25 protein-coding genes, 1 tRNA gene and 3 pseudogenes are annotated in these 24,013 nt (G+C 61.4%); 3 read left to right on the plus strand and 26 right to left on the minus strand.

From position 1 onward, the window contains the following. Position 1: 1 nt before the first annotated feature. The 16 genes from hisS to trmJ form a co-directional block, all read right to left on the minus strand. Positions 2-1,291 carry a histidine--tRNA ligase gene (hisS, locus tag HAQ05_RS24305; RefSeq protein WP_190425788.1) on the minus strand — a complete coding sequence of 430 codons (1,290 nt, stop codon included), beginning with the start codon at positions 1,289-1,291 and terminating at the stop codon, positions 2-4. A gap of 63 nt (positions 1,292-1,354) precedes the next feature. Further along, complete coding sequence (gene ispG, locus HAQ05_RS24310) at positions 1,355-2,464, minus strand: flavodoxin-dependent (E)-4-hydroxy-3-methylbut-2-enyl-diphosphate synthase (protein ID WP_190425790.1); 1,110 nt, start codon at positions 2,462-2,464, stop codon at positions 1,355-1,357. A 1-nt stretch (position 2,465) separates the two neighbouring features. Continuing rightward, complete coding sequence (locus HAQ05_RS24315; RefSeq protein ID WP_190425794.1) at positions 2,466-3,446, minus strand: RodZ domain-containing protein; 981 nt, start codon at positions 3,444-3,446, stop codon at positions 2,466-2,468. After that, a complete protein-coding gene (pilW, locus tag HAQ05_RS24320; protein WP_190425797.1) occupies positions 3,446-4,201 on the minus strand; it encodes a type IV pilus biogenesis/stability protein PilW in 756 nt (251 codons plus the stop codon). Before pilW ends, HAQ05_RS24315 begins: the two co-directional genes overlap by 1 nt. Positions 4,202-4,228: 27 nt before the next feature. Further along, positions 4,229-5,377, minus strand: coding sequence for a dual-specificity RNA methyltransferase RlmN (gene rlmN, locus HAQ05_RS24325; RefSeq protein ID WP_190425800.1), 1,149 nt, complete (start codon positions 5,375-5,377; stop codon positions 4,229-4,231). A gap of 29 nt (positions 5,378-5,406) precedes the next feature. Beyond that, a complete protein-coding gene (gene ndk, locus HAQ05_RS24330; protein ID WP_190425803.1) occupies positions 5,407-5,838 on the minus strand; it encodes a nucleoside-diphosphate kinase in 432 nt (143 codons plus the stop codon). Between the two features lie 88 nt (positions 5,839-5,926). Next, positions 5,927-6,127, minus strand: coding sequence for a Fe-S cluster assembly protein IscX (gene iscX, locus HAQ05_RS24335; RefSeq protein WP_190425805.1), 201 nt, complete (start codon positions 6,125-6,127; stop codon positions 5,927-5,929). A 12-nt stretch (positions 6,128-6,139) separates the two neighbouring features. Beyond that, positions 6,140-6,478: an ISC system 2Fe-2S type ferredoxin gene (gene fdx / locus HAQ05_RS24340; RefSeq protein WP_190425808.1), complete on the minus strand. Its 339-nt coding sequence runs from the start codon at positions 6,476-6,478 to the stop codon at positions 6,140-6,142. A gap of 3 nt (positions 6,479-6,481) precedes the next feature. Next, positions 6,482-8,344 (minus strand): Fe-S protein assembly chaperone HscA, encoded by a 1,863-nt coding sequence (gene hscA / locus HAQ05_RS24345; protein ID WP_190425810.1) that lies wholly within the window; start codon positions 8,342-8,344, stop codon positions 6,482-6,484. Positions 8,345-8,384: 40 nt separating this feature from the next. After that, positions 8,385-8,906, minus strand: a complete 522-nt coding sequence (gene hscB / locus HAQ05_RS24350) for a co-chaperone HscB (RefSeq protein ID WP_190425814.1) — start codon at positions 8,904-8,906, stop codon at positions 8,385-8,387. A gap of 9 nt (positions 8,907-8,915) precedes the next feature. Next, positions 8,916-9,239, minus strand: a complete 324-nt coding sequence (iscA, locus tag HAQ05_RS24355) for an iron-sulfur cluster assembly protein IscA (RefSeq protein WP_190425817.1) — start codon at positions 9,237-9,239, stop codon at positions 8,916-8,918. A 19-nt stretch (positions 9,240-9,258) separates the two neighbouring features. Then, on the minus strand, positions 9,259-9,645 hold the full coding sequence (gene iscU, locus HAQ05_RS24360) for a Fe-S cluster assembly scaffold IscU (protein WP_190425820.1): 387 nt from the start codon (positions 9,643-9,645) through the stop codon (positions 9,259-9,261). Between the two features lie 92 nt (positions 9,646-9,737). Then, positions 9,738-10,952 (minus strand): IscS subfamily cysteine desulfurase, encoded by a 1,215-nt coding sequence (locus HAQ05_RS24365; protein WP_190425823.1) that lies wholly within the window; start codon positions 10,950-10,952, stop codon positions 9,738-9,740. A gap of 43 nt (positions 10,953-10,995) precedes the next feature. Next, the gene (gene iscR, locus HAQ05_RS24370) at positions 10,996-11,487 is read right to left on the minus strand and encodes a Fe-S cluster assembly transcriptional regulator IscR (protein ID WP_190425826.1); all 492 of its coding nucleotides are present in this window, start codon (positions 11,485-11,487) and stop codon (positions 10,996-10,998) included. 154 nt (positions 11,488-11,641) lie between these two features. Next, on the minus strand, positions 11,642-12,433 hold the full coding sequence (gene cysE / locus HAQ05_RS24375) for a serine O-acetyltransferase (protein ID WP_190425829.1): 792 nt from the start codon (positions 12,431-12,433) through the stop codon (positions 11,642-11,644). After that, positions 12,434-13,192 (minus strand): tRNA (cytosine(32)/uridine(32)-2'-O)-methyltransferase TrmJ, encoded by a 759-nt coding sequence (trmJ, locus tag HAQ05_RS24380; protein ID WP_190425832.1) that lies wholly within the window; start codon positions 13,190-13,192, stop codon positions 12,434-12,436. A gap of 143 nt (positions 13,193-13,335) precedes the next feature. On the opposite strand from trmJ, the gene suhB reads away from it, so the two are divergent. Beyond that, positions 13,336-14,151, plus strand: a complete 816-nt coding sequence (suhB, locus tag HAQ05_RS24385; protein WP_190425835.1) for a type III secretion system regulator SuhB — start codon at positions 13,336-13,338, stop codon at positions 14,149-14,151. 61 nt (positions 14,152-14,212) lie between these two features. Here the strand turns inward: suhB and HAQ05_RS24390 are convergent, their stop codons facing one another. The 6 genes from HAQ05_RS24390 to queA all read right to left on the minus strand — a co-directional run bounded on the left by HAQ05_RS24390 (position 14,213) and on the right by queA (position 20,327). Further along, positions 14,213-14,770, minus strand: a complete 558-nt coding sequence (locus HAQ05_RS24390; RefSeq protein WP_190425837.1) for a glycine zipper 2TM domain-containing protein — start codon at positions 14,768-14,770, stop codon at positions 14,213-14,215. Between the two features lie 124 nt (positions 14,771-14,894). Next, positions 14,895-15,809: a protein translocase subunit SecF gene (gene secF, locus HAQ05_RS24395; RefSeq protein ID WP_190425839.1), complete on the minus strand. Its 915-nt coding sequence runs from the start codon at positions 15,807-15,809 to the stop codon at positions 14,895-14,897. A 9-nt stretch (positions 15,810-15,818) separates the two neighbouring features. After that, positions 15,819-17,687, minus strand: coding sequence for a protein translocase subunit SecD (gene secD, locus HAQ05_RS24400; protein WP_190425841.1), 1,869 nt, complete (start codon positions 17,685-17,687; stop codon positions 15,819-15,821). Between the two features lie 64 nt (positions 17,688-17,751). Then, positions 17,752-18,087 carry a preprotein translocase subunit YajC gene (gene yajC, locus HAQ05_RS24405; protein ID WP_190425854.1) on the minus strand — a complete coding sequence of 112 codons (336 nt, stop codon included), beginning with the start codon at positions 18,085-18,087 and terminating at the stop codon, positions 17,752-17,754. Between the two features lie 45 nt (positions 18,088-18,132). Then, positions 18,133-19,248 (minus strand): tRNA guanosine(34) transglycosylase Tgt, encoded by a 1,116-nt coding sequence (tgt, locus tag HAQ05_RS24410; RefSeq protein WP_190425856.1) that lies wholly within the window; start codon positions 19,246-19,248, stop codon positions 18,133-18,135. A gap of 14 nt (positions 19,249-19,262) precedes the next feature. Then, a complete protein-coding gene (gene queA / locus HAQ05_RS24415; RefSeq protein ID WP_190425843.1) occupies positions 19,263-20,327 on the minus strand; it encodes a tRNA preQ1(34) S-adenosylmethionine ribosyltransferase-isomerase QueA in 1,065 nt (354 codons plus the stop codon). 107 nt (positions 20,328-20,434) lie between these two features. On the opposite strand from queA, the gene HAQ05_RS24420 reads away from it, so the two are divergent. Next, positions 20,435-20,519: transfer RNA gene (locus tag HAQ05_RS24420), tRNA-Leu, on the plus strand. 263 nt (positions 20,520-20,782) lie between these two features. Here HAQ05_RS24420 and HAQ05_RS24425 read toward each other — a convergent pair. Both HAQ05_RS24425 and HAQ05_RS24430 read right to left on the minus strand, forming a co-directional pair. Further along, positions 20,783-21,133, minus strand: a pseudogene (locus HAQ05_RS24425) (DNA adenine methylase); the annotation flags it as partial. A 344-nt stretch (positions 21,134-21,477) separates the two neighbouring features. After that, positions 21,478-23,025, minus strand: coding sequence for a M10 family metallopeptidase C-terminal domain-containing protein (locus tag HAQ05_RS24430; RefSeq protein ID WP_190425847.1), 1,548 nt, complete (start codon positions 23,023-23,025; stop codon positions 21,478-21,480). 385 nt (positions 23,026-23,410) lie between these two features. Here HAQ05_RS24430 and HAQ05_RS28835 point away from each other — a divergent pair. Further along, positions 23,411-23,772 (plus strand): annotated as a pseudogene (locus tag HAQ05_RS28835) (hypothetical protein); the annotation flags it as partial. Here HAQ05_RS28835 and HAQ05_RS28840 read toward each other — a convergent pair. Beyond that, positions 23,769-23,906: pseudogene (locus tag HAQ05_RS28840) on the minus strand (glutathione S-transferase); the annotation flags it as partial. The pseudogenes HAQ05_RS28835 and HAQ05_RS28840 sit on opposite strands and share 4 nt — an antisense overlap. Before the next feature lie 14 nt (positions 23,907-23,920). Next, on the minus strand, positions 23,921-24,013 hold a 93-nt coding region (locus HAQ05_RS24435), incomplete at its 5' end, for a transposase domain-containing protein (RefSeq protein ID WP_190425851.1).

Below are 24,013 nucleotides of genomic sequence, written 5' to 3' on the forward strand. Positions count from 1 at the left end.
GTCAAGCCGTGAGGTCGACGCTGGCGAGAAAACTCGCCAGGTCAGCCCAGGCGATATGCTCTTGCTCGCCCTGGCCGCGCAGGGGCTTGAACCCTACCACTTGCCGGGCCAGTTCGTCGTCCCCCAGGATCAACGCATACAACGCACCGCTCTTGTCGGCCTTTTTGAATTGGCTTTTGAAACTACCGCCACCGGCATTGACCTGCAGGCGCAGCGACGGCAACTGGTCACGCACCCGCTCGGCCAGCGCCAGGCCTGCCAGCTCGGCCTGTTCACCGAAGGCGCACAGGTACAGGTCAACTGACCGGGCGATGGAGGCTGGCACCTGCCCCAGGGTTTCCAGCAGCAGGATCAACCGCTCGATGCCCATGGCGAAGCCCACCCCGGCGGTGGGCTTGCCGCCCATTTGTTCCACCAGCCCATCGTAACGGCCCCCGGCACACACGGTGCCCTGGGCGCCGAGCTGGTCGGTGACCCATTCGAATACGGTTTTGCCGTAGTAATCCAGGCCACGCACCAGCTTGGGGTTGATCACATAGGGGATACCGGCGGCGTCCAGGCGCGCCTTGAGCCCCTCGAAGTGCACCTGTGACTCTTCGTCGAGGTAGTCGGCAAGCTTTGGCGCATCGGCCAACAGCGCCTGGGTTTGCTCCACCTTGCTGTCGAGGATGCGCAGCGGGTTGGTCTTGAGCCGGCGCTGGCTGTCCTCGTCGAGCTGCCCAAGGCGCTCACCCAAGAATGCAACCAGGGCATCGCGGTACCGGGCCCGGGCGGCGCTGGTGCCCAGGCTGTTGAGCTCGAGCTTGACCGCATCACGAATGCCCAACGCACCCCACAGGCGCCAAGTCAAGGCGATCAATTCGGCGTCGATATCGGGGCCCGCCAGGTTGAATACTTCCACGCCGATCTGGTGGAATTGGCGGTAGCGGCCCTTCTGCGGGCGCTCGTGGCGAAACATCGGGCCGATGTACCACAGCTTTTGCGCCTGGCCACCGCCGGTAATGCCATGTTCGAGCACCGCGCGTACACAGGCCGCGGTGCCTTCCGGGCGCAGGGTCAGCGAGTCTCCGTTGCGGTCTTCGAAGGTGTACATCTCTTTTTCGACGATGTCGGTCACTTCACCGATCGAGCGCTTGAACAGCTCGGTGAACTCCACGATCGGCATCCGGATCTGGCGGTAGCCATAGGCGTCCAGCAACCCCGCCACGGTGCCCTCGAAATAACGCCACAGCGGCGTTTGCTCGGGCAGGATATCGTTCATGCCACGAATGGCTTGCAAAGACTTGCTCACAAAAAATCCTTAAGCGTGTGTTCGGTCATGGGCTGCTTGCTACAGGCGGCCAGCCACGGGCGGTCAGCCACGCGCAATCAGCGCCGCATCGGCCTCGGCTTTTTCAGCCGCCTTGCGCCGGATAAGCTGTTCCAGCTCATCCACCAAATTATCGTTAGTCAGCTTTTGCGACGGCTTGCCGTCGATATAGACCAGGTTCGGCGTACCGCCAGTAAGCCCCACATGGGCCTCCTTGGCCTCGCCAGGGCCATTGACCACGCAGCCGATCACGGCCACGTCCATCGGCACCAGCAAATCTTCCAGGCGCCCTTCGAGTTCGTTCATGGTCTTGACCACGTCGAAGTTCTGCCGCGAGCAACTCGGGCAGGCAATGAAGTTGATCCCGCGCGAGCGCAGGCGCAGCGACTTGAGGATGTCGTAGCCCACCTTCACTTCTTCGACCGGGTCGGCCGCCAGCGAGATGCGGATAGTGTCGCCGATCCCCTCGGCCAGCAGCATCCCCAGGCCCACCGACGACTTGACGGTACCGGAGCGCAGGCCACCGGCTTCGGTGATGCCCAGGTGCAGCGGCTGGCTGATCTGCTTGGCCAGCAGCCGATACGCTTCAACGGCCATGAACACGTCGGACGCCTTTACGCTGACTTTGTAGTCTTGGAAATCGAGGCGGTCGAGATGGTCGGCATGGCGCAGCGCCGACTCAAGCAAGGCGGCCGGTGTGGGTTCGCCGTATTTTTTTTGCAGGTCTTTTTCCAGCGACCCGGCGTTCACCCCGATACGGATCGGGATACCGCGGTCGCGGGCGGCGGACACCACCGCCTGCACGCGGTCTTCGCGGCCGATGTTGCCGGGGTTGATGCGCAGGCAGTCGACCCCCAGTTCAGCCACGCGCAACGCAATGCGATAGTCGAAATGAATATCGGCCACCAGCGGCACCTTGACCTGCTGCTTGATTTTGCCAAACGCCTCGGCGGCGTCCATGTCGGGCACTGACACCCGCACAATGTCGGCACCGGCATCTTCCAGGCGGGCGATCTGCGCCACCGTGGCGGCCACGTCCAGGGTATCGGTATTGGTCATGCTCTGCACCGCGATGGGGGCGTCGCCCCCTACCGGTACGGAACCCACCCAGATCTTGCGGGATAGGCGGCGTTTGATCGGACTCTCACCGTGCATGTTATTGCCCCAATTTGACGCGTGCGGTTTCACCACTGGTGAAAGGCTTCAAGTCTACGGCCTGGCCGTTGTAGGTAAGCTCAGCGCCACGGGCGTAGCCCAGCCGCACTTGCAAGGGTGGCTTGCCATTCACGCCGAGGCTGTCGCCCTTGCGCTTGAGCCCAGAGAACATGACCTTGCCGTTACCATCGGTGACTTGCAGCCAGCAGTCGGCGCTGAACTGAATGTTTACCTGGCCTTCGCCGGGGCCCGGCGGCAGCGGCTGCGCCGAGGCCTGCGGTTGCGCCTGCGGCACCGGCGCCGGTACCTGGGCGGCAGCCGGTGGGGGCGCGGTACCCGGCCCACTGGCGGCGGCCGCAGGCGGCTGGGCCAACGCAGGCGGATTCGGGGCCGGCGTAGGGGTAGCCGGTGCCGGTTGCTCGACCTGCCCAGGCACCGGTGCCTGGGTTACGCTGCCCGGGTTGGCTGCTGGGTCTTCCGGTTCGTCGATGGGATGGATCTGCGTGGTGCCATCGGCGCTTTCGACCTCTACGTGCTCCATAGGCGCGTTGGCGGGCTCGCGGCGGGCGCCGTATTGATCTTGCCACCAAAAAAAGCCGCCGCCGATCACGCACAGCAACAGCACCAGGCTCACGATACGCAGCAGGTTCTGCGACAGCCGCATGGGCTCTTCGATACGCCCCAGGCCATGCACTTCGCTGCCCTCGGCATTGGTGCCGGTGTACTGATCGAACGCCTCGACCAGCGGGGCTTGGTCCATGCTCAGCAGCTTGGCATATGCACGGATATACCCGCGGGCGAAGGTATGCCCTGGCAGGCGGTCGAAGGCGCCGGCCTCAAGGTTGGCAAGCGATACCTGGGTCAGGTTGAGGCGTGTGGCGACCTCGGGAAGCGTCCAGCCTCTGCTTTCGCGAGCCAGACGCAGTGTTTCCCCCGGGTTCGTGCGAGCCGCTGCGACAACTTCTGGGTGGGCCACTTTCATCATTGCTCCGACAGGTATTGCTGGTATTCCGGCGTACCGGGATAAAGTCGTTTGAGTTGCAGGCCGTAACTGGCGGCCGTGTTCTTGTCATCAAATACCTTGGCCAGGCGCACACCCAACAGCAGGCTGCGGGCATTCTGCTCGCTCAGTTGGCTGAACCGCTGGAAGTAATCCCGAGCCGGCACGTACTGCTGCCGAGCGTAGGCGATTTCAGCCAGTTCCAACAGTGCCCGCGGCTGCTGGCGGTTCATGCCCACGGCTTTTTCCAGGTACCCTTGCGCTTCATCCCGGTGGCCAAGCTGCAAGGCGGCCATGCCGAGGTTTTCGAACACCCGGGAGCGCTCAGGATACAACGGGTCGTCGGCCGCCTTTTGAAACATTTCGTAAGCTTCTGGGTAGCGTTTTTGCTCGTACAGGAAACTGCCATAGTTGTTGCGAATGCGCGCATCCTCACCGGCCGACAGCGACTTGCGGAAATACTCCTCGGCAAGCTGTGGCTCGCGCTCGGCCTGGAACACCAGTGCCAGCGCGGCATTAGCGGCCTGGCTGCGCGGGTCGAGGTCCAGCGCGCTTTTGAGCGGCACCTTGGCGCGTTCGGTATCGCCCTGGCGAAGATACCCCAAACCCAACTGGATGTAGGCGTCGCGCGCTTCGTTGCGGCCTTTTTTCGTGTCCATCGGGTTGATTTTACCGGTGGTTACACAGCCGGAAACCAAGCCAATCAGCAACAGCAGGAGCGCGGCGCGCAACGTCATGGAGATCCTCTCTTCAGGGAGCCGGCATCATGGCCTGGAGGCCGCCAACTGTGCCACCTCGGCATCCGACGCCAGTTGGCGCACGGCAATGTAACGTTCGCTGCGGCGGGTTTTATCCATTACTTGCCCCACCAATTGGCCACAGGCCGCGTCGATGTCCTCGCCACGGGTGGTGCGCACGGTAACGTTGAAACCGGCATGGTGCAATGTGTCTTGGAAGCGCCGGATCGTATTGTTGCTGGGGCGCTCATAACCAGAATGCGGGAACGGGTTGAAAGGGATCAGGTTGACCTTGCAGGGTACCTGCTTGAGCAGCTCGACCATCTCGGCGGCATGCTCGGGCCGGTCGTTGACATCCTTGAGCAGCGTGTACTCGATGGTCAGCACGCGCTTCTCGCCCAGGGCGGCCATGTACCGCATGCAGGCGTCGAGCACCACCTTGAGCGGGTACTTCTTGTTGATCGGCACCAACTGGTTACGCAATGCGTCGTTGGGTGCGTGCAGCGACAACGCCAGCGACACGTCAAGGTGCTTGGCCAATTCGTCGATCATTGGCACCACGCCAGAGGTGGACAGCGTCACCCGGCGCTTGGAAATGCCGTAACCGAGGTCGTCCATCATCAGGTGCATGGCCGCAACCACGTTATCGAAGTTCAGCAAGGGCTCGCCCATGCCCATCATCACCACGTTGGTGATGGCGCGGTCGACGGTGGCCGGCACGCTGCCGAACGATTTGTTGGCAATCCAGACCTGCCCGATCACTTCGGCGGCGGTCAGGTTGCTGTTGAAGCCTTGCTTGCCGGTGGAGCAGAAACTGCAATCCAGGGCACAGCCCGCCTGGGACGAAACGCACAGCGTGCCGCGCTTGCCCTGGGGAATGTAAACCGTCTCGACGCAACTGCCGGAGGCGACGCGCACGACCCATTTACGGGTGCCGTCGGCGGAGATGTCTTCGCTGACGACCTCCGGGCCACGGATTTCGGCGGTGGCCTTGAGCTTTTCGCGCAGGGCCTTGCCAAAATTGGTCATGGCGTCGAAATCATCGACGCCAAAGTGGTGAATCCATTTCATCGCTTGGCCGGCGCGGAAGCGCTTTTCTCCGAGCGAGTCGAAGAATTTTTCCATTTCCGGCTGGGTGAGGCCCAGCAGGTTCGTTTTAGCGGTCACAACGGCCATGGTTTCACCACCTTCGCTCTGCTGCGCAATCAGCGGATGCGAGCGCACACTTCGGTTTCGGAAAAGAAGTACGCGATTTCACGCGCGGCCGAGGCCTCGGAGTCCGAACCGTGTACGGCGTTCTCGTCGATCGACTGGGCGAAGTCGGCGCGCAGGGTGCCCGGCTCGGCTTTCTTCGGGTCAGTGGCGCCCATCAGCTCGCGGTTTTTCAGGATGGCGTTCTCGCCTTCGAGCACTTGCAGCACGACCGGGCCGGAGGTCATGAACTTGACCAGGTCACCGAAGAATGGGCGCTCTTTGTGCTCGGCGTAGAAACCACCGGCCTCGCGCTCGGACAATTGCACCATTTTCGAGGCGACGACGCGCAGGCCAGCGCCTTCGAAGCGGGAGACGACCTGGCCAATGACGTTCTTGGCGACCGCGTCGGGCTTGATGATGGAAAAAGTGCGTTGAACAGCCATGTATAACTCCGAAGACAATGAGTGAAGCCAAAAATTAAACCCGCGAATTATACGCGGGTTCTTAGGTAATGCCTAACAGCGGTGCGTTTCAATCCGCTTCTTCGATCCACAGCGCCTGGATCGCTTCAAGAACCTTTTCCCCGCAGCGGTCCGGGTGGTCGTCGAAGCCCGGAAGGGCCATGGCCATGTTGCGCAATGCCACGAAATTCACATGGCGTGGGTCCACGTCAGGGTGGGCCTCGGCCAACTGGATGGCAATCTCCTGCACATCCACCCATTTAAGACTCATGATTGCATCCTGTCAGTGCCCTTCGGACACTTGGTTGATGGTGTACTTGGGAATTTCCACGGTCAGGTCATGCTCGCCAACCACCGCCTGGCATGATAGCCGCGACTCAGGTTCCAAGCCCCAGGCCTTGTCGAGCATATCGTCTTCGAGTTCGTCCGAAGGCTCCAGGGAATTGAAACCTTCGCGCACGATCACATGGCAAGTGGTGCAAGCGCATGACATCTCGCAGGCGTGCTCGATGTCAATGTCGTTGCGCTTGGCCGCGGCGATGATGGTTTCGCCCGGGCTGGCCTCGATCACCGCCCCTTGGGGGCAGTGCTCGGCGTGGGGCAGAAAAATAATCTGCGGCATGGTTCAGTCCTCGATATCGTCCAGGTTGCGCCCGGCGAGGGCGGCCTTGACAGTGGAATTCATGCGCCGAGCGGCGAACGCGTCGGTAAGCTGCGACAGGCGCTTGGTCTGTTGGTCGATGGCCGCGCCATCGTTGCCGCGCGCCAGCGCGTGCAGTTCGTTCACCTGCAGTTCGATGACCTCCCGTTCTTCGGGGTCGAGCAGGCGCTCGCCATCGGCTTGCAGTGCCGCGCGCACCGCCTCGACCAAGCGCTCGGCGTCGACTTGATATTCGCGCAGTTGGCGGGCGTCTTTATCCACATTGGCGAAGGCGAAGGAATCCTTGAGCATGCGGGCAATTTCGCCGTCGGTGAGACCATACGAGGGCTTGACCTCGATGCTGGCCTGCACCCCAGACGCCAGCTCACGGGCCGACACGCTCAGCAGCCCGTCGGCATCGACCTGGAAGGTGACTCGGATTTTCGCGGCGCCCGCCACCATCGGGGGGATGCCGCGCAGTTCGAAACGCGCCAAAGAGCGGCAATCGCTGACCAACTCGCGCTCACCCTGCAGCACGTGGATCATCATGGCCGCCTGGCCATCTTTATAGGTGGTGAAATCCTGGGCGCGGGCGACCGGGATCGTGGTATTGCGCGGGATGACCTTTTCCATCAGCCCGCCCATGGTTTCGAGCCCCAGCGACAGCGGGATCACGTCCAACAGCAGCAATTCGCCGCCTTCGCGGGCGTTACCGGCGAGCAGGTCGGCTTGCACCGCCGCGCCCACCGCCACCACCTGGTCGGGGTCGATGTCGATCAGCGGTTCGCGGCCGAACAATGCACCCACAGCCTGCCGCACGCGCGGTACGCGGGTAGACCCGCCCACCATCACCACGGCACTCACCTCATCGACCTCGATACCTGCGTCGCGCACGGCGCGGCGGCAGGCCTTGAGGCTGCGCGCAAGCATAGGTTCGATCAATGCATCGAAGGTGTCGCGAGACACCTCACCGGCCCAGTCGCCATAGGCGATTGGCACGCGGGGGGCGCTGCTGAGCGCCTCCTTCGCCGCACAGGCCACTTGCAAGAGCTGGCGCTGGGCCGAAGGCGAAAGGTCGCCAGGCAAACCTGCCTGCTCGATAATCCATTGCGCCAGGGCGTGGTCGAAGTCGTCCCCGCCCAACGCACTGTCGCCGCCCGTGGCAAGCACTTCGAACACACCGCCGGTCAGGCGCAAAATGGAAATATCGAAAGTGCCGCCGCCCAAGTCGTAGATTGCGATCAGGCCCTCGGCGCTTTGGTCCAAGCCATAGGCCACCGCCGCGGCAGTCGGCTCGTTGAGCAGGCGCAGCACATTGAGCCCGGCGAGCCGCGCAGCGTCCTTGGTCGCTTGGCGCTGGGCATCGTCGAAATAAGCCGGCACGGTAATCACCGCCCCTACCAGCTCGCCGCCAAGGGTGGCCTCAGCGCGCTGGCGCAGCACCTTTAAAATATCGGCCGACACCTCTACCGGGCTTTTCGGCCCTTGCACGGTGCTGATGAACGGCATGTGCGACTCGCCTTCGACGAAGCGATAGGGCAATTGCTCGCCCAGTTGCTTGACGTCGGCGATGCCGCGACCCATCAGGCGCTTGACCGAAACGATAGTGTTGAACGGGTCGCTGGCGGCGGCGGCCTTGGCGGCGGCACCCACCTCCACGAAACCTTCGTGGTAGCGCACGGCCGAGGGCAGGATCACGCTGCCCTGCTCATCGGGCAAGGTTTCGGACAGGCCGCTGCGCACGGCGGCAACCAGCGAATTGGTGGTGCCCAAGTCGATCCCCACCGCCAAGCGTCGCTGGTGCGGTTGAGGGCTCAGGCCAGGTTCGGCGATCTGCAGTAAAGCCATGCTTATCTGATATCAGGCGTGCGACCGAAGCGGCACAGGGTTAATCGTCGAGGCGCTCTTCGAGCTGGCGCACTTCCTGCCCCAGCTTGTCGAGGAACTGCATGCGGCGCATCAGGCGCTCGGCCTGTTCATGCTCGGCCGGGTTATCCCAGCAGCCGGCAAAGTCGTCTTCCAGGCTCGCCTGGGCGGCCTTCAGGCGCTTCTTGAACGGTACTATACCGTCGATGTCTGCGTTTTCTTGCAGTTCTTCGAGCTCTTCACGCCACTGCATCTGCTGCAGGAGGAACACCGGGTCTTGCACGGTGATTTCCTGCGGCACTTCATGGCCTGAAATGGCCAGCAAATAACGCGCGCGGCGCGGCGCACTTTTGAGGGTCTGGTAGGCCTCGTTCAACGCGGCGGATTGCTCCAGCGCCTGGCGTTGTTCACGCTCCGGCGCATCGGCGAAGCGATCGGGGTGAACGCCGCGCGCCAGCTCGCGGTAACGCACCGCCAACTGCTCAAGGTCCAGGCGAAAGGCCGGCTTGAGGTCGAACAGCGCATAGTGGCAAAGAGTACCCACGGGCTTACCTCAAATGTTGAAGCTTTCGCCGCAACCACACTCACCGCGCACGTTCGGGTTGTTGAACTTGAAGCCTTCATTCAACCCTTCGCGAACGAAATCGAGTTCAGTACCGTCGAGGTACACCAAGCTCTTGGGGTCGATGACCACCTTTACACCGTGGTTCTCGAACACTTGGTCGTCGCTACCGGCTTCGTCGATAAACTCAAGCACGTAGGCCAAGCCGGAACAACCGGTGGTGCGCACCCCAAGGCGGATGCCCTCACCTTTGCCGCGCCCTTGCAGGGAGCGACGAACGTGGTTGGCAGCAGCTTCGGTCATGGTGATAGCCATTGCAGCTCCTTCAATGCGGTCAGAGCAGGCCTTTTTTCTGCCTGTAATCGCGAACGGCGGCCTTGATGGCGTCTTCGGCGAGTACCGAGCAGTGGATTTTAACCGGCGGCAGGGCCAGCTCTTCGGCCAGTTGGGTGTTCTTGATGGTTTCGGCTTCGTCGATGGTTTTGCCTTTCATCCACTCGGTGGCGAGTGAACTGGAAGCGATGGCCGAGCCGCAGCCATAGGTTTTGAACTTGGCGTCTTCGATCACGCCCAGGTCGTTGACCTTGATCTGCAGTTGCATCACGTCGCCGCATGCCGGCGCACCGACCATGCCGGTGCCGACGGTGGGGTCGTTCTTGTCGAGCTTACCCACGTTACGCGGGTTCTCGTAGTGGTCGATGACCTTTTCGCTGTAAGCCATGGTGTTCTATCCTCTTAACTCATCAGTAGTCGCTCTGTGGGCCCTGTAGCAGGGCCCACCAGCTTCCTTGCCTGTATTGGCGACTTGAATAATCAGTGCGCTGCCCACTCGATCTTCGACAGGTCGACGCCGTCTTGGAACATGTCCCATAGCGGCGACAATTCGCGCAGCTTGGTCACGGCCTCGCAGACCTTGGCGGCGGCGTAGTCGATTTCTTCCTCGGTGGTGAAACGGCCAAAGGCGAAACGGATCGAGCTGTGCGCCAGTTCGTCGTTGCGGCCCAGGGCGCGCAATACGTACGACGGTTCCAGCGAAGCGGAGGTGCATGCCGAACCGGACGAAACCGCCAGGTCCTTCAGCGCCATGATCAGCGACTCGCCTTCGACATAGTTGAAGCTCAGGTTCAGGTTGTGCGGCACGCGCGAGGTAAGGCTGCCATTCACGTACAGCTCCTCGAGGCCCGACACCTTGGCGTAGAAACGCTCGGCCAATGCCTTGATACGGGCGTTGTCGCTGGCCATTTCTTCCTTGGCGATACGGAACGCCTCGCCCATGCCCACGATCTGGTGGGTCGGCAGGGTGCCGGAGCGCATGCCGCGCTCGTGACCACCGCCGTGCATGGCGGCCTCCAGGCGAACCCGTGGCTTACGGCTCACATACAGCGCGCCGATACCCTTGGGCCCGTAGATTTTGTGGGCAGAGAACGACATCAGGTCTACTTTCAGGTTCGCCAGGTCGATGCTCACCTTGCCGGCGGACTGCGCCGCATCGACATGGAACAGCACCCCGCGCGAACGGGTAAGCTCGCCGATGGCGGCGATGTCGTTGATGGTGCCGATTTCGTTGTTCACGTGCATGACCGACACCAGAATGGTGTCTTCGCGCAGCGCCGCCTCGACCATGGCCGGGGTCACCAGGCCGTCTTCGCCGGGCTCCAGGTAGGTCACTTCGAAACCTTCGCGCTCAAGCTGGCGCGCGGTGTCGAGCACGGCCTTGTGTTCTATTTTGCTGGTGATCAGGTGCTTGCCCTTGCCGGCGTAGAAGTGCGCCACACCCTTCAGGGCGAGGTTGTCGGACTCGGTGGCACCGCTGGTCCAAACGATTTCACGTGGGTCGGCGTTGACCAGGTCGGCGACCTGGCGGCGGGCATTCTCCACCGCTTCCTCGGCCTTCCAGCCAAATACGTGGGAGCGCGACGCAGGGTTCCCGAAGTTCCCATCGAGGGTCAGGCATTCGACCATTTTTTGGGCAACACGCGGGTCGACCGGCGTGGTGGCAGAGTAATCGAGGTAAATCGGCAACTTCATTGAAAATCTCCTATCAGGCTCTCGCGCGCCGCTCTATGGGCGGTCAGTCGACGACGGACGTTTCTATGGTGTCCAGAATCGGCGCACGCCCGTTACAGCGGCGCAGGTCCTGACGTTGGGCCACTTCCTGTACCTCGCGACGGGTGACCAGGTCGGCCAAACTGATACCACTCAAGAACTCATGAATCTGCTGGCTCAGGTCACACCACAGGTGGTGGGTGAGGCAGGTATCGCCGGAATGGCAATCTCCCATCCCCTGGCACCGGGTAGCGTCGACCGACTCGTTCACCGCGTCGATCACCTGCGCCACTTGGATACCTTGCATGTTTCGCGACAACTGATACCCGCCACCCGGGCCACGCACGCTCGACACCAAGTTGCGGCGCCGAAGCTTGGCGAACAACTGCTCCAGATAAGACAACGAAATACCCTGGCGCTCAGAGATGTCTGCCAGCGAGACGGGGCCAAGTTGCGCATGCAACGCCAGGTCGAGCATGGCGGTGACGGCGTATCGGCCTTTGGTGGTCAGTCGCATGGGTCGTTACCACGAGGTTGCTGGATGGGGATCACGATGCGGCAAGTATGCTATTCCCGAGTAAATGAGTCAACTATAAGACCCAGTGAATTACTCAGGAATGCCAGCGAAACGGCGAAAGATGATAGCACACAATTCTAGCGCCGCTTACGCTTCAGCCGTTGGCGGCCCGCTCCGCTTGCGCCTCGCCTTTGACACAGTCGAAATCCTCGTCACGAAGCTCGGGCAAGTCTTTGCCGCGATAATCGCTGCCCAGTTGGGTCAGCGCCGCACTCATGCCTTCGAGGCGGCCGTCGACGGCGTGCAGGTGGTCAAGCAACTGCCCCACCGCCCGCGCCATGGGGTCCGGCATTTCACCGGCCATGCCGTAGGCGTCGAAGCCAATTTTCTCGGCCATGGCCTTGCGCTTGGCATCCTGCTCGTCGCCGGGGGCCTCCTGGGTGATGATCTTCGCCGGAATACCCACGGCGGTCGCGCCAGCCGGCACCGCCTTGGTGACCACGGCGTTGGAACCGATCTTGGCGCCGGCGCCCACCACGAATGGGCCCAGCACCTTGGCCCCAGCGCCCACCACCACGCCGTTTTCCAGCGTAGGGTGGCGCTTGCCGGCGTTCCAACTGGTGCCTCCCAGGGTCACGCCCTGGTAAAGGGTAACGTCATCGCCCAGTTCAGCCGTTTCGCCAATAACGATGCCCATGCCATGGTCGATGAAAAACCGCCGGCCGATGCGCGCGCCGGGGTGGATCTCGATGCCCGTCAGCCAGCGGCTGAAGTTCGACACCGAACGGGCCAGCCACTTCCATTGGCGCCGCCACAAGGCATGCGCTATGCGATGCAACCAGATGGCGTGCAGCCCTGGGTAGCAGGTCAGCACCTCGAACGCATTACGCGCGGCCGGGTCCCGGTGAAACACGCTCCGGATGTCTTCTCGCATGCGCTCGAACATTTAGGGCTCCTTACGCTTATGCGGCTCGCCACGTACCGCCTTCTGGGTTTCGGTGAGGATACCGCGCAAAATGCTCATTTCGGTGTGGTCCACGTTACTGCGCCCGAACAACCGGCGCAGGCGGGCCATCAGGTGCCGGGGGTTGGCGGGGTCGAGAAAGCCGACCTCGACCAAGGTGGTCTCCAGGTGCCGGTAGAACCCTTCCATTTGGTCCATGGTCGCCAGCGCTGGCGCCGCGGGCTCAGGCCCCGCGGCGGGTGCGCCCTGAGTGGCCAGCCATGCGGTTCGCACCTCATAGGCCAGCACCTGTACCGCAGCGGCGAGGTTCAACGAGCTGAAGTCCGGGTTCGCCGGAATGTGCACGTGAAAATGGCAGCGCTGCAGCTCATCGTTGGTAAGCCCGGCATGCTCGCGGCCGAACACCAAGGCCACGGGCTGCCCGCCAGCGGCGGCCACGACGGTTTTATGCCCGCATTCACGCGGTTCGAGCATCGGCCAGGGCAAGCTGCGGTCACGGGCACTGGTGCCCAACACCAGCGCGCAACCGGCCAAGGCCTCTTCCAGGGTGGGCACCACCCGCGCGTTGGCCAGTACATCGTCCGCACCCGAGGCGCGCGCGCTGGCCTCCGGTGCCGGGAAGCTGTGCGGGGCTACCAGCACCAACTGCCCCAACCCCATGTTCTTCATGGCACGCGCAGCCCCGCCGATGTTGCCGGGGTGGCTGGTATTGACCAGTACGACACGAATATTCTGCAGCACGGTAAAGCGCCTTGGCTCGCGAAAAGGCATAAATAGTACCGAACCGACGAAAACAACGCCACGACGCCTGCCATGCTCTTTTTACCGGAACAGTTTCTGGTAGAATGCCCGGCTCTTTTTTAACCACCTAGGTGAACACATCCATGCAGCCTATGCTGAATATCGCGCTGCGCGCCGCCCGCAGCGCCAGTGAATTGATCTTCCGCTCCATCGAGCGGCTGGATAGCCTCAAGGTCGACGAAAAGGGCGCCAACGACTACGTGAGCGAAGTCGACCGCGCCGCCGAACACAACATTGTCACGGCCTTGCGCAAGGCCTACCCGAACCACGCCATTCTCGGTGAAGAAACCGGCCTGCATGCCGGCTCAGGCGATGGCCAGGAATACCTGTGGATCATCGACCCGCTCGACGGCACCACCAACTTCCTGCGTGGCGTGCCGCACTTCGCGGTGAGCATCGCCTGCAAATATCGCGGCCGGCTCGAACACGCCGTGGTGCTCGACCCCGTGCGCCAAGAAGAATTCACCGCCAGCCGTGGCCACGGCGCGCAGATCAACGGCCGGCGCATGCGCGTGAGCCAACGTACCAGCCTGGACGGCGCGCTGCTGGGCACCGGTTTCCCGTTCCGCGACAACCAAATGGACCACCTGGATAACTACCTGGGCATGTTTCGCAGCCTGATCGGCCAAACCGCCGGCATCCGCCGCGCCGGCGCCGCCAGCCTCGACCTCGCCTACGTCGCTGCTGGGCGCTTCGATGCTTTCTGGGAATCGGGCCTGTCAGAATGGGATATCGCCGCCGGCGCGCTGCTGATCCAAGAAGCCGGGGGTTTGGTGAGCGACTTCACCGGCAACCACGACTTCCTTGAAAAAGGCCATATCGTGGCCGGCAACACCAAGTGCTTCAAGGCGGTGTTGACCGCTATCCAGCCGCACCTGCCGGCGTCGATGAAGCGTTAAGCTAAGCGCCACCGAACACAAAAAAGCACCGTGCGGTGCTTTTTTTGTTTAACGGGGCAGGCTATTGCACGGGCTGGCCCGGCTGGCCTTGGGTCAACACCAGTTGGCCCTGGGGGTTGACCGGTATGCTTGAGCCCGGATCATGATCCATGCGCACCTGGCCCACCTGGCCCTTGAGCTGGTATTTCACGTTGTACCCCACCACCTTATCGCTGAGATCGTTAACCGTGTTGCAGCGGGTTTGCGTGGTGGTGTAGGTGTCGTTGGCCTGCATGCGCTCTTGCACCTTGTTGCCCGCGTAACCACCCCCGACGGCGCCGGCCACGGTAGCGAGCTTCTTACCGTTGCCGCCACCGACCTGGTTGCCCAGCAAGCCGCCTGCCACGGCGCCGAGCACACTGCCGACAATTTGATGTTGGTCTTGCACCGGCTTTTGCCGGGTGACCGTGACGTCATGGCATTCCTGGCGCGGCGTCTTGATCTGTTCCTTGATCGGCTCGGACGCCAGCACCACAGCGTTTTCAGGCCCTTTATTAACGAGGCTGTAGGTTGCGACAGCACCCCCGGCGGTCACACCGACAGCACCCAGCACTGCACCAATCAGCAACGATTTATTCACTTTTGTGTACTCCTGAACACGATAACGGGGCTACCCGCCTCACTCCCAGCCTTGGAGTGAAAAAAAAGGCGCAAGTTCAATACTTGCGCCTTTTCAGGGGGTTAACGGCCTGCCGAGCAAGGCCTCAGGGGCGTTCGTCCGCCGTATCTTTGGTAGCTGGCGGAATCAAATCATCGCTGGTGAGGTTCAGCCAGATCAGCACCACGTTGGCGATATAGATGGAGGAGTAAGTGCCCGCCATAACGCCTATGAACAACGCCAACGAGAAGCCGAACAGGTTGTCGCCACCGAATATCAACAGCGCGGCGATCGCCAACAGTGTCGACACCGAGGTGGCGATGGTCCGCAGCAGTGTTTGCGTGGTGGATACGTTGATGTTTTCGACCAACGAAGCCTTACGCATCACCCGGAAGTTTTCCCGCACCCGGTCGAACACCACGATGGTGTCGTTCAACGAGTAGCCGATGATGGCCAGTACCGCGGCGAGCACGGTCAAGTCGAAGGTAATCTGGAAGAACGACAGGATGCCCATGGTCACCACCACGTCGTGCACCAGCGAAACGATCGCGCCAACGGCAAACTTCCATTGGAAGCGGAACGCCAGGTATACCAGCACCCCGCCCAGCGCCAGGAGCATGCCCAAGCCGCCCTGATCGCGCAGCTCTTCGCCCACCTGCGGGCCTACGAACTCCACACGCTTGACGGTAGCGGGGTTATCGCTGCCGAACTTCTGCAAGGCGCCCGCCACTTCGTTACCCAGCTTCGGGTCATCGCCGGGCATGCGCACCAGCAGGTCGGTAGAGGCACCGAAGTTCTGCACCAGCGCCTCACGGTAGCCCGCCTTGGCCAGTTCACTGCGCACCTGGCCCAAGTCCGCGGGTTTCTCGTAGGTCAGCTCGATCAGCGTACCGCCGGTGAAGTCCAGGCCGAAGTTGATGCCCTTGTAGTACCAACTGAACAGTGCCAGCAGGGTGAGGAACACGGTCACGGCGAATGCGATGTTGCGCACGCCCATGAAGTTAATCGTCTTGAGTTTCATGGCAGCCCCTTAGATCCACAGCTTCTTGACGTCACGGCCGCCGTAGATCAGGTTGACGATCGCGCGGGTCACCATGATGGCCGTAAACATCGAGGTGAAGATACCGAGCGACATGGTCACGGCAAAGCCCTTGACCGGGCCGGTACCCATGGCGAACAGGATGCCCCCCACCAGCAGGCTGGTGAGGTTGGCGTCGATGATCGCGGTGTAGGCGCGGTTGAAGCCTTCGTGGATGGCGCGTTGCACCGCCATGCCGGCGGCAATCTCTTCGCGGATACGCGAGAAGATCAACACGTTGGCGTCTACCGCCATGCCCATGGTCAGCACGATGCCGGCGATACCGGGCAGGGTCAGGGTAGCGCCGAGGATCGACATCAGGGCCAACAGCACGACCATGTTCAAGCTCAGCGCAACGGTGGCGATCACGCCGAAGAAGCGATAGATGGCGATGATGAACAGCGACACGAAAAGCATGCCCCAGAGCGATGCATCGATACCTTTGGTGATGTTGTCGGCACCCAGGCTCGGGCCGATGGTGCGCTCTTCGGCAAAGTACATCGGCGCCGCCAGGCCACCGGCGCGCAGCAGCAATGCCAGTTCGGAGGATTCGCCCTGGCCGTCCAGGCCGGTGATGCGGAACTGGTTGCCCAACGGCGACTGGATGGTCGCCAGGCTGATGATTTTCTTGTCTTCGGTGAAGGTCGGAACGCTGACGTTCTGCTCCACACCGTCTACCACCTGGCGCACGGTCTTGGTCGAAGGCTTCTGCTCGATGAAAATCACCGCCATGCTACGCCCCACATTGCTGCGGGTGGCGCGGTTCATCAAGTCGCCGCCGTGGCCATCGAGCTTGATGTTCACTTGCGGGCGGCCATGTTCATCGTAGCCGGCCTGGGCGTCGGTGACCTGGTCGCCGGTGATGATCAAGCTACGCTCGACCGGTGCCGGTGGGCGGCTGCCATCGCGAAACTCGAAGGTTTCGGTGCTGGCGCGGGTGTCGTCCGGGCCTGCGCCCAGGCGAAACTCGAGGTTGGCGGTTTTACCCAAAATGCGCTTGGCTTCGGCGGTGTCTTGCACGCCGGGCAGCTCGACCACGATGCGGTTGGCGCCCTGGCGCTGCACCAGCGGCTCGGCCACACCCAATTCATTGACACGGTTGCGCACCGTGGTGAGGTTCTGCTTGATCGAGTACTCGCGGATTTCCGCCAGCTTGGCCTGGGTCAACCCGAGGCGCAATACCGCCAGCTCGTTACGGCTGGAGGTGGTGAGGTCGAAATCGGTGAAATTCTTGCGGATCAGCGCCTGCGCCTGATCGCGGGTGGCGTCGTCGGCGAAGCCCAGTTGGATCGCGTCGTCTTGCTGTGGCAGGCTGCGATAGCGCACGCGCTCTTTGCGCAGCAGCGCCTTGACCTCACCCTCGTACACCTGCAGGCGAGCGTCAACGGCTTTGTCCATGTCGACTTCGAGCAAGAAATGCACGCCACCGGACAGGTCCAAGCCCAGCTTCATCGGGTGCGCGCCCAGGGCGCGCAGCCATTGCGGGGTGGTGGGGGCCAGGTTCAGCGCGACCACATAATCATCGCCCAAGGTATTGCGCACCACGTCCTTGGCGGGCAGTTGGTCTTCCTGTTTGGCCAAGCGCAACAGGCCGCCCTTGCCGTTTTCGGCGATGGTCGCTGCCTTGACCTTGATACCGGCATCGCCCAGCGCCTTGCTAGCCTTGTCGATCTCGGCCTGGGTCACCTGCAGCGCACTGCTGGCACCCGTGACCTGGATGGCCGCGTCGTCGGGGTAAAGGTTGGGTGCGGAATAGATAAAACCGACCGCCAGCACCGCCACGATCAGAATGTACTTCCACAGAGGGTATTTGTTCAGCATCACGCCGCCCGTTCATAACGCGGGGCGCGTTGCGCGCCCCGACGGTAAGGTAAAAAACTGCCGATCAGATCGCTTTGAGCGTGCCCTTTGGCAGGGTCGCCGCGACAGCGCCCTTCTGGAACTTCAGCTCGACGTTGTCGGAGACTTCCAGCACGATGAAATCGTCGGTGACCTTGGTGATTTTGCCGGCGATACCCCCGGAGGTGACCACTTCATCGCCCTTTTGCAGGCCGCCGAGCAGGTTTTTCTGCTCTTTGGCACGCTTGGCTTGGGGGCGCCAGATCATGAAATAGAAAATGACCAGGAAACCGACCAGGAAAACCCACTCGAAACCGCCACCAAAGGGGCCAGCGGGTGCTGCGGCATCGGCCGCCTGCGCGGTGGGGATCAGAAAGCTCAGCAAGCTCATGTAGCGCTCCAGTTGCTAATTATGTAATGAGGGAAATCAGTTCAACGGCGGCACGGGCAACCCGCGCTTGGCATAGAAGGCATCGACAAAGGCGGCCAATTTACCCTGTTGGATTGCCTCGCGCAAACCAGCCATCAAGCGCTGGTAATGGCGCAAGTTATGGATGGTATTGAGCATGCTGCCGAGCATTTCGCCGCATTTGTCCAAATGGTGAAGGTAAGCGCGGGAAAAATGCTGGCAGGTATAGCAGTCGCAGGCAGCGTCCAGCGGCGAATCATCGTGGCGATGGGTGGCGTTACGGATCTTCAGCACCCCGGTGTCGGTGAACAAGTGGCCATTGCGCGCGTTACGCGTGGGCATTACGCAGTCGAACATGTCGACCCCGCGGCGCACACCTTCCACAAGGTCTTCCGGCTTGCCAACCCCCATAAGGTAACGAGGTTTGTCTGCAGGCATCCGCCCGGGCAGGTAGTCGAGCACCCGGATCATCTCTTCCTTGGGCTCACCCACCGACAACCCGCCGATGGCCAGGCCGTCGAAGCCGACCTGCTGCAACCCCTCCAGTGAACGCATGCGCAAGTCTTCATGCATGCCGCCCTGCACAATACCGAACAGCGCCGCGGTGTTGTCGCCGTGGGCGTCTTTCGAGCGCTGTGCCCAGCGCAGCGACAGCTCCATCGACCGGCGCGCGGTTTCCACGTCGGCCGGGTAAGGCGTGCATTCGTCGAAGATCATCACGATGTCCGAGCCCAGGTCGCGTTGTACCTGCATCGACTCTTCCGGGCCCATGAACACCTTGGCGCCATCGACCGGCGAGGCGAAGGTGACGCCCTCTTCCTTGATTTTGCGCATCGCCCCCAGGCTGAATACCTGGAAACCGCCCGAATCGGTGAGGATCGGCCCCTGCCATTGCATAAAATCGTGCAGGTCGCCGTGGGCCTTGATCACCTCGGTGCCGGGGCGCAGCCACAGATGGAAGGTGTTGCCCAAAATGATTTGCGCGCCAATCGCCTCGATGTCCCGTGGCAACATGCCCTTGACCGTACCGTAGGTGCCCACCGGCATGAACGCGGGGGTTTCCACCACGCCACGGGGGAAGGTCAGCCGGCCTCGGCGGGCCTTGCCGTCGGTGGCCAGCAGCTCGAATTGCATACGGCAGGTGCGGCTCATGCAAGCTCCTCGGGCGCGCTGCCTGCGGGAGCTTCCGGCGCCGGGTTGCGGGTGATGAACATGGCATCACCGTAACTGAAAAAGCGGTAGCCCTGCTCCACCGCCGCGGCATAGGCGGCCATGGTCTGCGAGTAACCGGCAAACGCCGAGACCAGCATCAGCAGCGTGGACTCGGGTAAATGGAAATTGGTGACCAAGGCATCGACCACATGAAACGGCCGCCCTGGGTAAATGAAGATGTCAGTGTCGCCGCTGAACGGCTTGAGTTCGCCATCACGCGCGGCGCTTTCAAGGGAACGCACGCTGGTGGTGCCCACCGCTATCACGCGGCCACCACGGGCACGGCACGCCTGCACAGCGGCCACCACCTCGCCGCTCACCTCAAGCCATTCTTTATGCATGTGGTGGTCTTCGATGCGCTCGACCCGCACGGGCTGGAAGGTCCCGGCGCCCACATGCAAGGTCACGAACGCGGTGCCCACGCCCTTGGCGCGGATCGCTTCCAGCAGTGCCTCATCAAAATGCAAGCCCGCCGTGGGCGCGGCCACCGCGCCGGCATGCTCGGCGTACACGGTTTGGTAACGCTCGCGGTCGGCGCTGTCGTCGGGGCGGTCGATGTACGGCGGCAGCGGCATATGCCCCACCCGCTCCAGCAACGGCAGCACCGGCTCGGCAAAGCGCAGTTGGAACAACGCATCCTGGCGGGCGAGCATCTCGGCCTCGCCGCCGCCGTCTATCAATAACCGGGTGCCAGGCTTGGGCGCCTTACTGGCGCGTACATGGGCCAGCACCTCATGGCTACCCAGCACCCGCTCAACCAGCACCTCGACCTTGCCGCCAGACGCCTTTTGCCCGAACAGCCGCGCCGGGATCACCCGGGTGTTGTTGAACACCATCAAGTCACCGGGCTGCAGATACTCCAGCACATCGGCGAAGCGCCGATGTGCCAACGCCCCCGTCGGCCCATCGAGCACCAGCAAGCGGCTGGCCCGGCGTTCGGCCAAGGGATGGCGGGCGATCAGGGAATCAGGGAGGTCAAAGGAAAAATCGGCGACGCGCATGATGGGGTTCGGCTGTACAGGGCCAAAAATTCTAGCGGAAAATCAGCACATTGACCATGAAACGTGATTGACCGCCGACCGAGGGCTCTCTATACTTCGCCGCCATTGCCCCGGTGGCGGAATCGGTAGACGCGGCGGATTCAAAATCCGTTTTCGAAAGGAGTGGGAGTTCGAGTCTCCCCCGGGGCACCAAAAAACGAAAAAAAGGCCTTGTTTTACAAGGCCTTTTTTTCGCCTGGCGTAATTGTGGCGTAACGCCTGACAACGTGGCTCGCAATAGGCGCAAGCGCTGAGGCGCCAAGGGTCAGCTAGCTAGCTGGCTGCGCGACAGCGTGCGCGCATATGCAGGGACCGATGAGCGTGCGTGGCGATGCTCATGTGGATGCGAGCAGGAAAGAGGGTGTAGCTGCCCCCTTGGAAGAGTCGATTTCATGTTGACCCATCCCGCAGGCGAGGTGGTCGCGGTCATACCTCCGTATGCAATCCTTCCAATCAAGATTCTCAATCGTGACCCGCGCTAAGCGCATGTGCGCCTCGCTAAGCTGCTCTTCAATCCGTAAAAGATTGAGCTTCGGTGGCGCGGTGGTGGATGTCCCGAACGTCCGGCCGGTGGCTTTTGCACCGAAGCACAGTTGCTGCAGGTAAAAAAACCGTGCTGCCCTTTGAATATCGGTGAGCGCGATGGGTACCTGCATCCTCGCCCAATCAAACATAGTCCGGCTGACAAGCGACCACTTAAACTGGCGCATGAACTCTTCTAAGTGATTTGCGACAACTCGATAGAGGTTGACTACCTCCCCGTCAAGCTATCGGAATGATACTAACTGTTAGCCGAATTTAAGTAGATGATTTAATTGGAATATTTTTTAATAACGCTTTTCACAGCATTCAGCCGCCTCACGTAGAAATGTCACCCTTTGAGCGCGTCCGCCATCGGCCGTATCTGATCCAGCGCGGACGTTACAGCCATCAGATTGAACGACTAAAGTGGATCTAAAGCATTACGACTGAGGCTACAACCAGCTGACTGCACGCCTAGTTGCCTGCCACTGTGAAAAAACAGGAACAGTGTGCGTTAGGCCCGCTCACTGTTCCTTTCTTGCAGATGTCCGGTTAATTAAAGGTGGGAAAATATGCTATTCAGCCGGTGTCAACCCACTTGGTCAACAGCAGGGTGCGCAAGGAGCGTCACGTCTGTCGCATCGGCAACCACCAGGTCGGCATTGGTGATCAATCGCGTGTAGTCGAATCCGGCTAGTGTGACCTGAAAGGCGTGACCGTCGGCACCTACCTCGTTACTACGCAAGTAGGTACGGTCATTCACTTCATCATAGGTCATGCGCAAGGTGCCGTTACTGCCGTCGCCCAAGCCGGTCACGCCGAGCGCGGCGACGTCGAGTTTGTCTTGGCCCCAGATGAAATCAGTGATGAGGTCGCTGCTGCCGGCATGGCTGTCAGCACTGCTTGTGAACACGAAGCGGTCATTGCCTGAGCCACCGGTGAGCTTGTCCGCGCCCAACCCACCGGTCAGCACATCATTGCCGACGTTACCGTCGAGGGTGTCGTTTCCGGCGCCGCCGGCCAGGGTATCGTCGCCCCAGTAGCCATATAGGCGGTTGGCTTTATCATCGCCGGCCAAATTCACCGGGATGATCGGCTGCGGTGTGGTCACCGCCGTCGCGTCACTGGGCGGGGCAAACAGCACGCTGCTGGAGTTGAGCTCATTGACATGGTTCCCACTGAGCAGAATTTCGAAGCGGTTGCCATTGGCATCGGGCTCTAAAGATTTAAGCGCGGTAGCATCGCCGGCCAGATTTAGAACTACCTTCAGCGTACCGTTGTAGCCATTACCCAGCCCGGTGAAACCCAATGCGGAGACGTCGATCATGTCATGGCCGTTGCCACTGAAGTCGGTGATAAGGTCGCGGCTACTGTAGCTGCCACTGGCATCGTTACGGTAGCTGTCGCTGATCCGTGTATACACGAAGTTATCGGCACCCGCACCGCCGCTCAAGGTGTCGCCCCCCACGCCGCCGAATAGGCGGTCATTACCCGCACCGGCTTCGATGGTGTCGCGGCCAGCGCCGCCCTTGACGGTTTCGCCGGCGTCGGTACCTGGAAGCAGATCGTTGTGCGAGGTGCCAGTGATCAGCGGTTGTAGGTTGGCATCGGTAATAAGGCCGCTGTTGGACAGGAACTGCACGGCAAAACGTTGACCGTTAGAATTCGGCTCGTAGCTTTCCAAAATGTATATGCCGCGCAAGGGCTCGCTACGTAGATGCAGGGTATCACCATAGCCATTGCCCAAATGGCTATAGCCCAAGGCCGACACGTCGAGGATATCGTGGGCGGGATCAAAATAGCTGATGGCGTCAGTGTACTCGCCTGAGCCTTTGATATAGCTATCACTGATTCGGTCGAAGCGAAATACATCGCTGCCTGAGCCGCCGACCAAGACATCACCTCCAGCACCGGGGACCAGCACATCGTTGCCACCCCCGCTGACTAAATAGTCGTTGCCTGCCCCGCCCATCAACAGTTCATTGGCCAACCCACCGTGTATAGAGTCGTTGTTTGGGGTGCCCTGCACGATGAGTTCAGTTGGGTTTCTGCTGACCTGGCTACCTGCGCTTGTGGCCAGCAAATTGCCCAGGGCCGTTTGGTTGGTGATGTCCTTGGTGTCTGAAACTTGGGCCATGTGTGCTCCATACCTGCGGTTGGTCCAGTGAGAATGGGGTGCGCTACCAGTGACGTCGCTTGGTTAGTGGCAGTGGGCCTTCTCCGACGAAGGGTTAAGTAAGCCGAAGAATTGATGCACATCATTGCGCGGGAGCTTTTGGCTTACACCATTCGATATGAAAAGCCGCAATGGGGATGGTGTAAAAACCCAGTACTGTCAGTGGGTTGCAGGAATTGGCCCACTTTTGCACGCTTCTGTGCGAACCGGGTAGTTGCTCCCCTGGGCACCATTTGATGTACATAGACGCTCGAGGGCGGCTAAGCAATACCCCTAGAGCCCGCTAACCGCGGGCTTTTTGCTTTCCGGGGTTCAGGCCTCTCGCTTACGCACCAGGCCGGTTCGGGTGCATTGGTTCCTCGGCACACTGCGCCTGGAACAAGCCCTTGCCGCATGGGTCGCGTGCTGGCCAACGCACGCTTTTGGCAGGCACATCAGACAGACTCACTCCTTCCCGAACAGATTAAGGTACTCAACCGCCCACTCGACGGTGGAAAGAAAGGCTTCGAGGCTGGTACCAGCGCAGCACAGTACCAGGCCGTCGCCCAGGTATCCAAAGCGCCCGCCACCCGACATTTAAGCGACCTACTGGAGAAGGGTTGCCTACGGCGCCCGCCCGGCGGCGGGCGTAGTACCCGTTATCAGATCAATCAACCCAGCAGGTGTATGCCGAACCTCTCGGCTGAATCCTCTTACTTTAGGCCCTAGGGCGTGCCGTTTCTTCCGTACAAGCGAAAACCGGGGCGGTCACTTAGCCGCTCATAGTAGTCGCTTATCGCCGGTAGGGATGGCCGATCAAAGGGTGTTTCGAACCATCGATTGACCGTAAGCGTACGGGGAATACGCCTTGCGCAGGTCAGCCCGGCATCCACTGATGTGGCAGGAGTTGCTCGATCTCACTAGCCTTCTGCGTCGGCAACCGCATCAGCACATCCTTGAGATACGCGTA

The organism is Pseudomonas typographi, assembly GCF_014694385.1.
In the GTDB taxonomy this organism is placed as follows: Bacteria; Pseudomonadota; Gammaproteobacteria; order Pseudomonadales; family Pseudomonadaceae; genus Aquipseudomonas; species Aquipseudomonas typographi.

What these genes read in the sequence shown, in the direction of transcription:
- HAQ05_RS24315 (WP_190425794.1), bottom strand. Translation starts at nt 3,446, where the DNA reads ATGAAAGTGGCCCACCCAGAAGTTGTCGCAGCGGCTCGCACGAACCCG.
- iscR (WP_190425826.1), bottom strand. Translation starts at nt 11,487, where the DNA reads ATGCGACTGACCACCAAAGGCCGATACGCCGTCACCGCCATGCTCGAC.
- fdx (WP_190425808.1), bottom strand. Translation starts at nt 6,478, where the DNA reads ATGCCGCAGATTATTTTTCTGCCCCACGCCGAGCACTGCCCCCAAGGG.
- iscU (WP_190425820.1), bottom strand. Translation starts at nt 9,645, where the DNA reads ATGGCTTACAGCGAAAAGGTCATCGACCACTACGAGAACCCGCGTAAC.
- ndk (WP_190425803.1), bottom strand. Translation starts at nt 5,838, where the DNA reads ATGGCTGTTCAACGCACTTTTTCCATCATCAAGCCCGACGCGGTCGCC.
- cysE (WP_190425829.1), bottom strand. Translation starts at nt 12,433, where the DNA reads ATGTTCGAGCGCATGCGAGAAGACATCCGGAGCGTGTTTCACCGGGAC.
- suhB (WP_190425835.1), top strand. Translation starts at nt 13,336, where the DNA reads ATGCAGCCTATGCTGAATATCGCGCTGCGCGCCGCCCGCAGCGCCAGT.
- ispG (WP_190425790.1), bottom strand. Translation starts at nt 2,464, where the DNA reads ATGCACGGTGAGAGTCCGATCAAACGCCGCCTATCCCGCAAGATCTGG.
- HAQ05_RS24365 (WP_190425823.1), bottom strand. Translation starts at nt 10,952, where the DNA reads ATGAAGTTGCCGATTTACCTCGATTACTCTGCCACCACGCCGGTCGAC.
- HAQ05_RS24430 (WP_190425847.1), bottom strand. Translation starts at nt 23,025, where the DNA reads ATGGCCCAAGTTTCAGACACCAAGGACATCACCAACCAAACGGCCCTG.
- queA (WP_190425843.1), bottom strand. Translation starts at nt 20,327, where the DNA reads ATGCGCGTCGCCGATTTTTCCTTTGACCTCCCTGATTCCCTGATCGCC.
- rlmN (WP_190425800.1), bottom strand. Translation starts at nt 5,377, where the DNA reads ATGGCCGTTGTGACCGCTAAAACGAACCTGCTGGGCCTCACCCAGCCG.
- hscA (WP_190425810.1), bottom strand. Translation starts at nt 8,344, where the DNA reads ATGGCTTTACTGCAGATCGCCGAACCTGGCCTGAGCCCTCAACCGCAC.
- iscA (WP_190425817.1), bottom strand. Translation starts at nt 9,239, where the DNA reads ATGGCTATCACCATGACCGAAGCTGCTGCCAACCACGTTCGTCGCTCC.
- secD (WP_190425841.1), bottom strand. Translation starts at nt 17,687, where the DNA reads ATGCTGAACAAATACCCTCTGTGGAAGTACATTCTGATCGTGGCGGTG.
- tgt (WP_190425856.1), bottom strand. Translation starts at nt 19,248, where the DNA reads ATGCAATTCGAGCTGCTGGCCACCGACGGCAAGGCCCGCCGAGGCCGG.
- iscX (WP_190425805.1), bottom strand. Translation starts at nt 6,127, where the DNA reads ATGAGTCTTAAATGGGTGGATGTGCAGGAGATTGCCATCCAGTTGGCC.
- pilW (WP_190425797.1), bottom strand. Translation starts at nt 4,201, where the DNA reads ATGACGTTGCGCGCCGCGCTCCTGCTGTTGCTGATTGGCTTGGTTTCC.
- secF (WP_190425839.1), bottom strand. Translation starts at nt 15,809, where the DNA reads ATGAAACTCAAGACGATTAACTTCATGGGCGTGCGCAACATCGCATTC.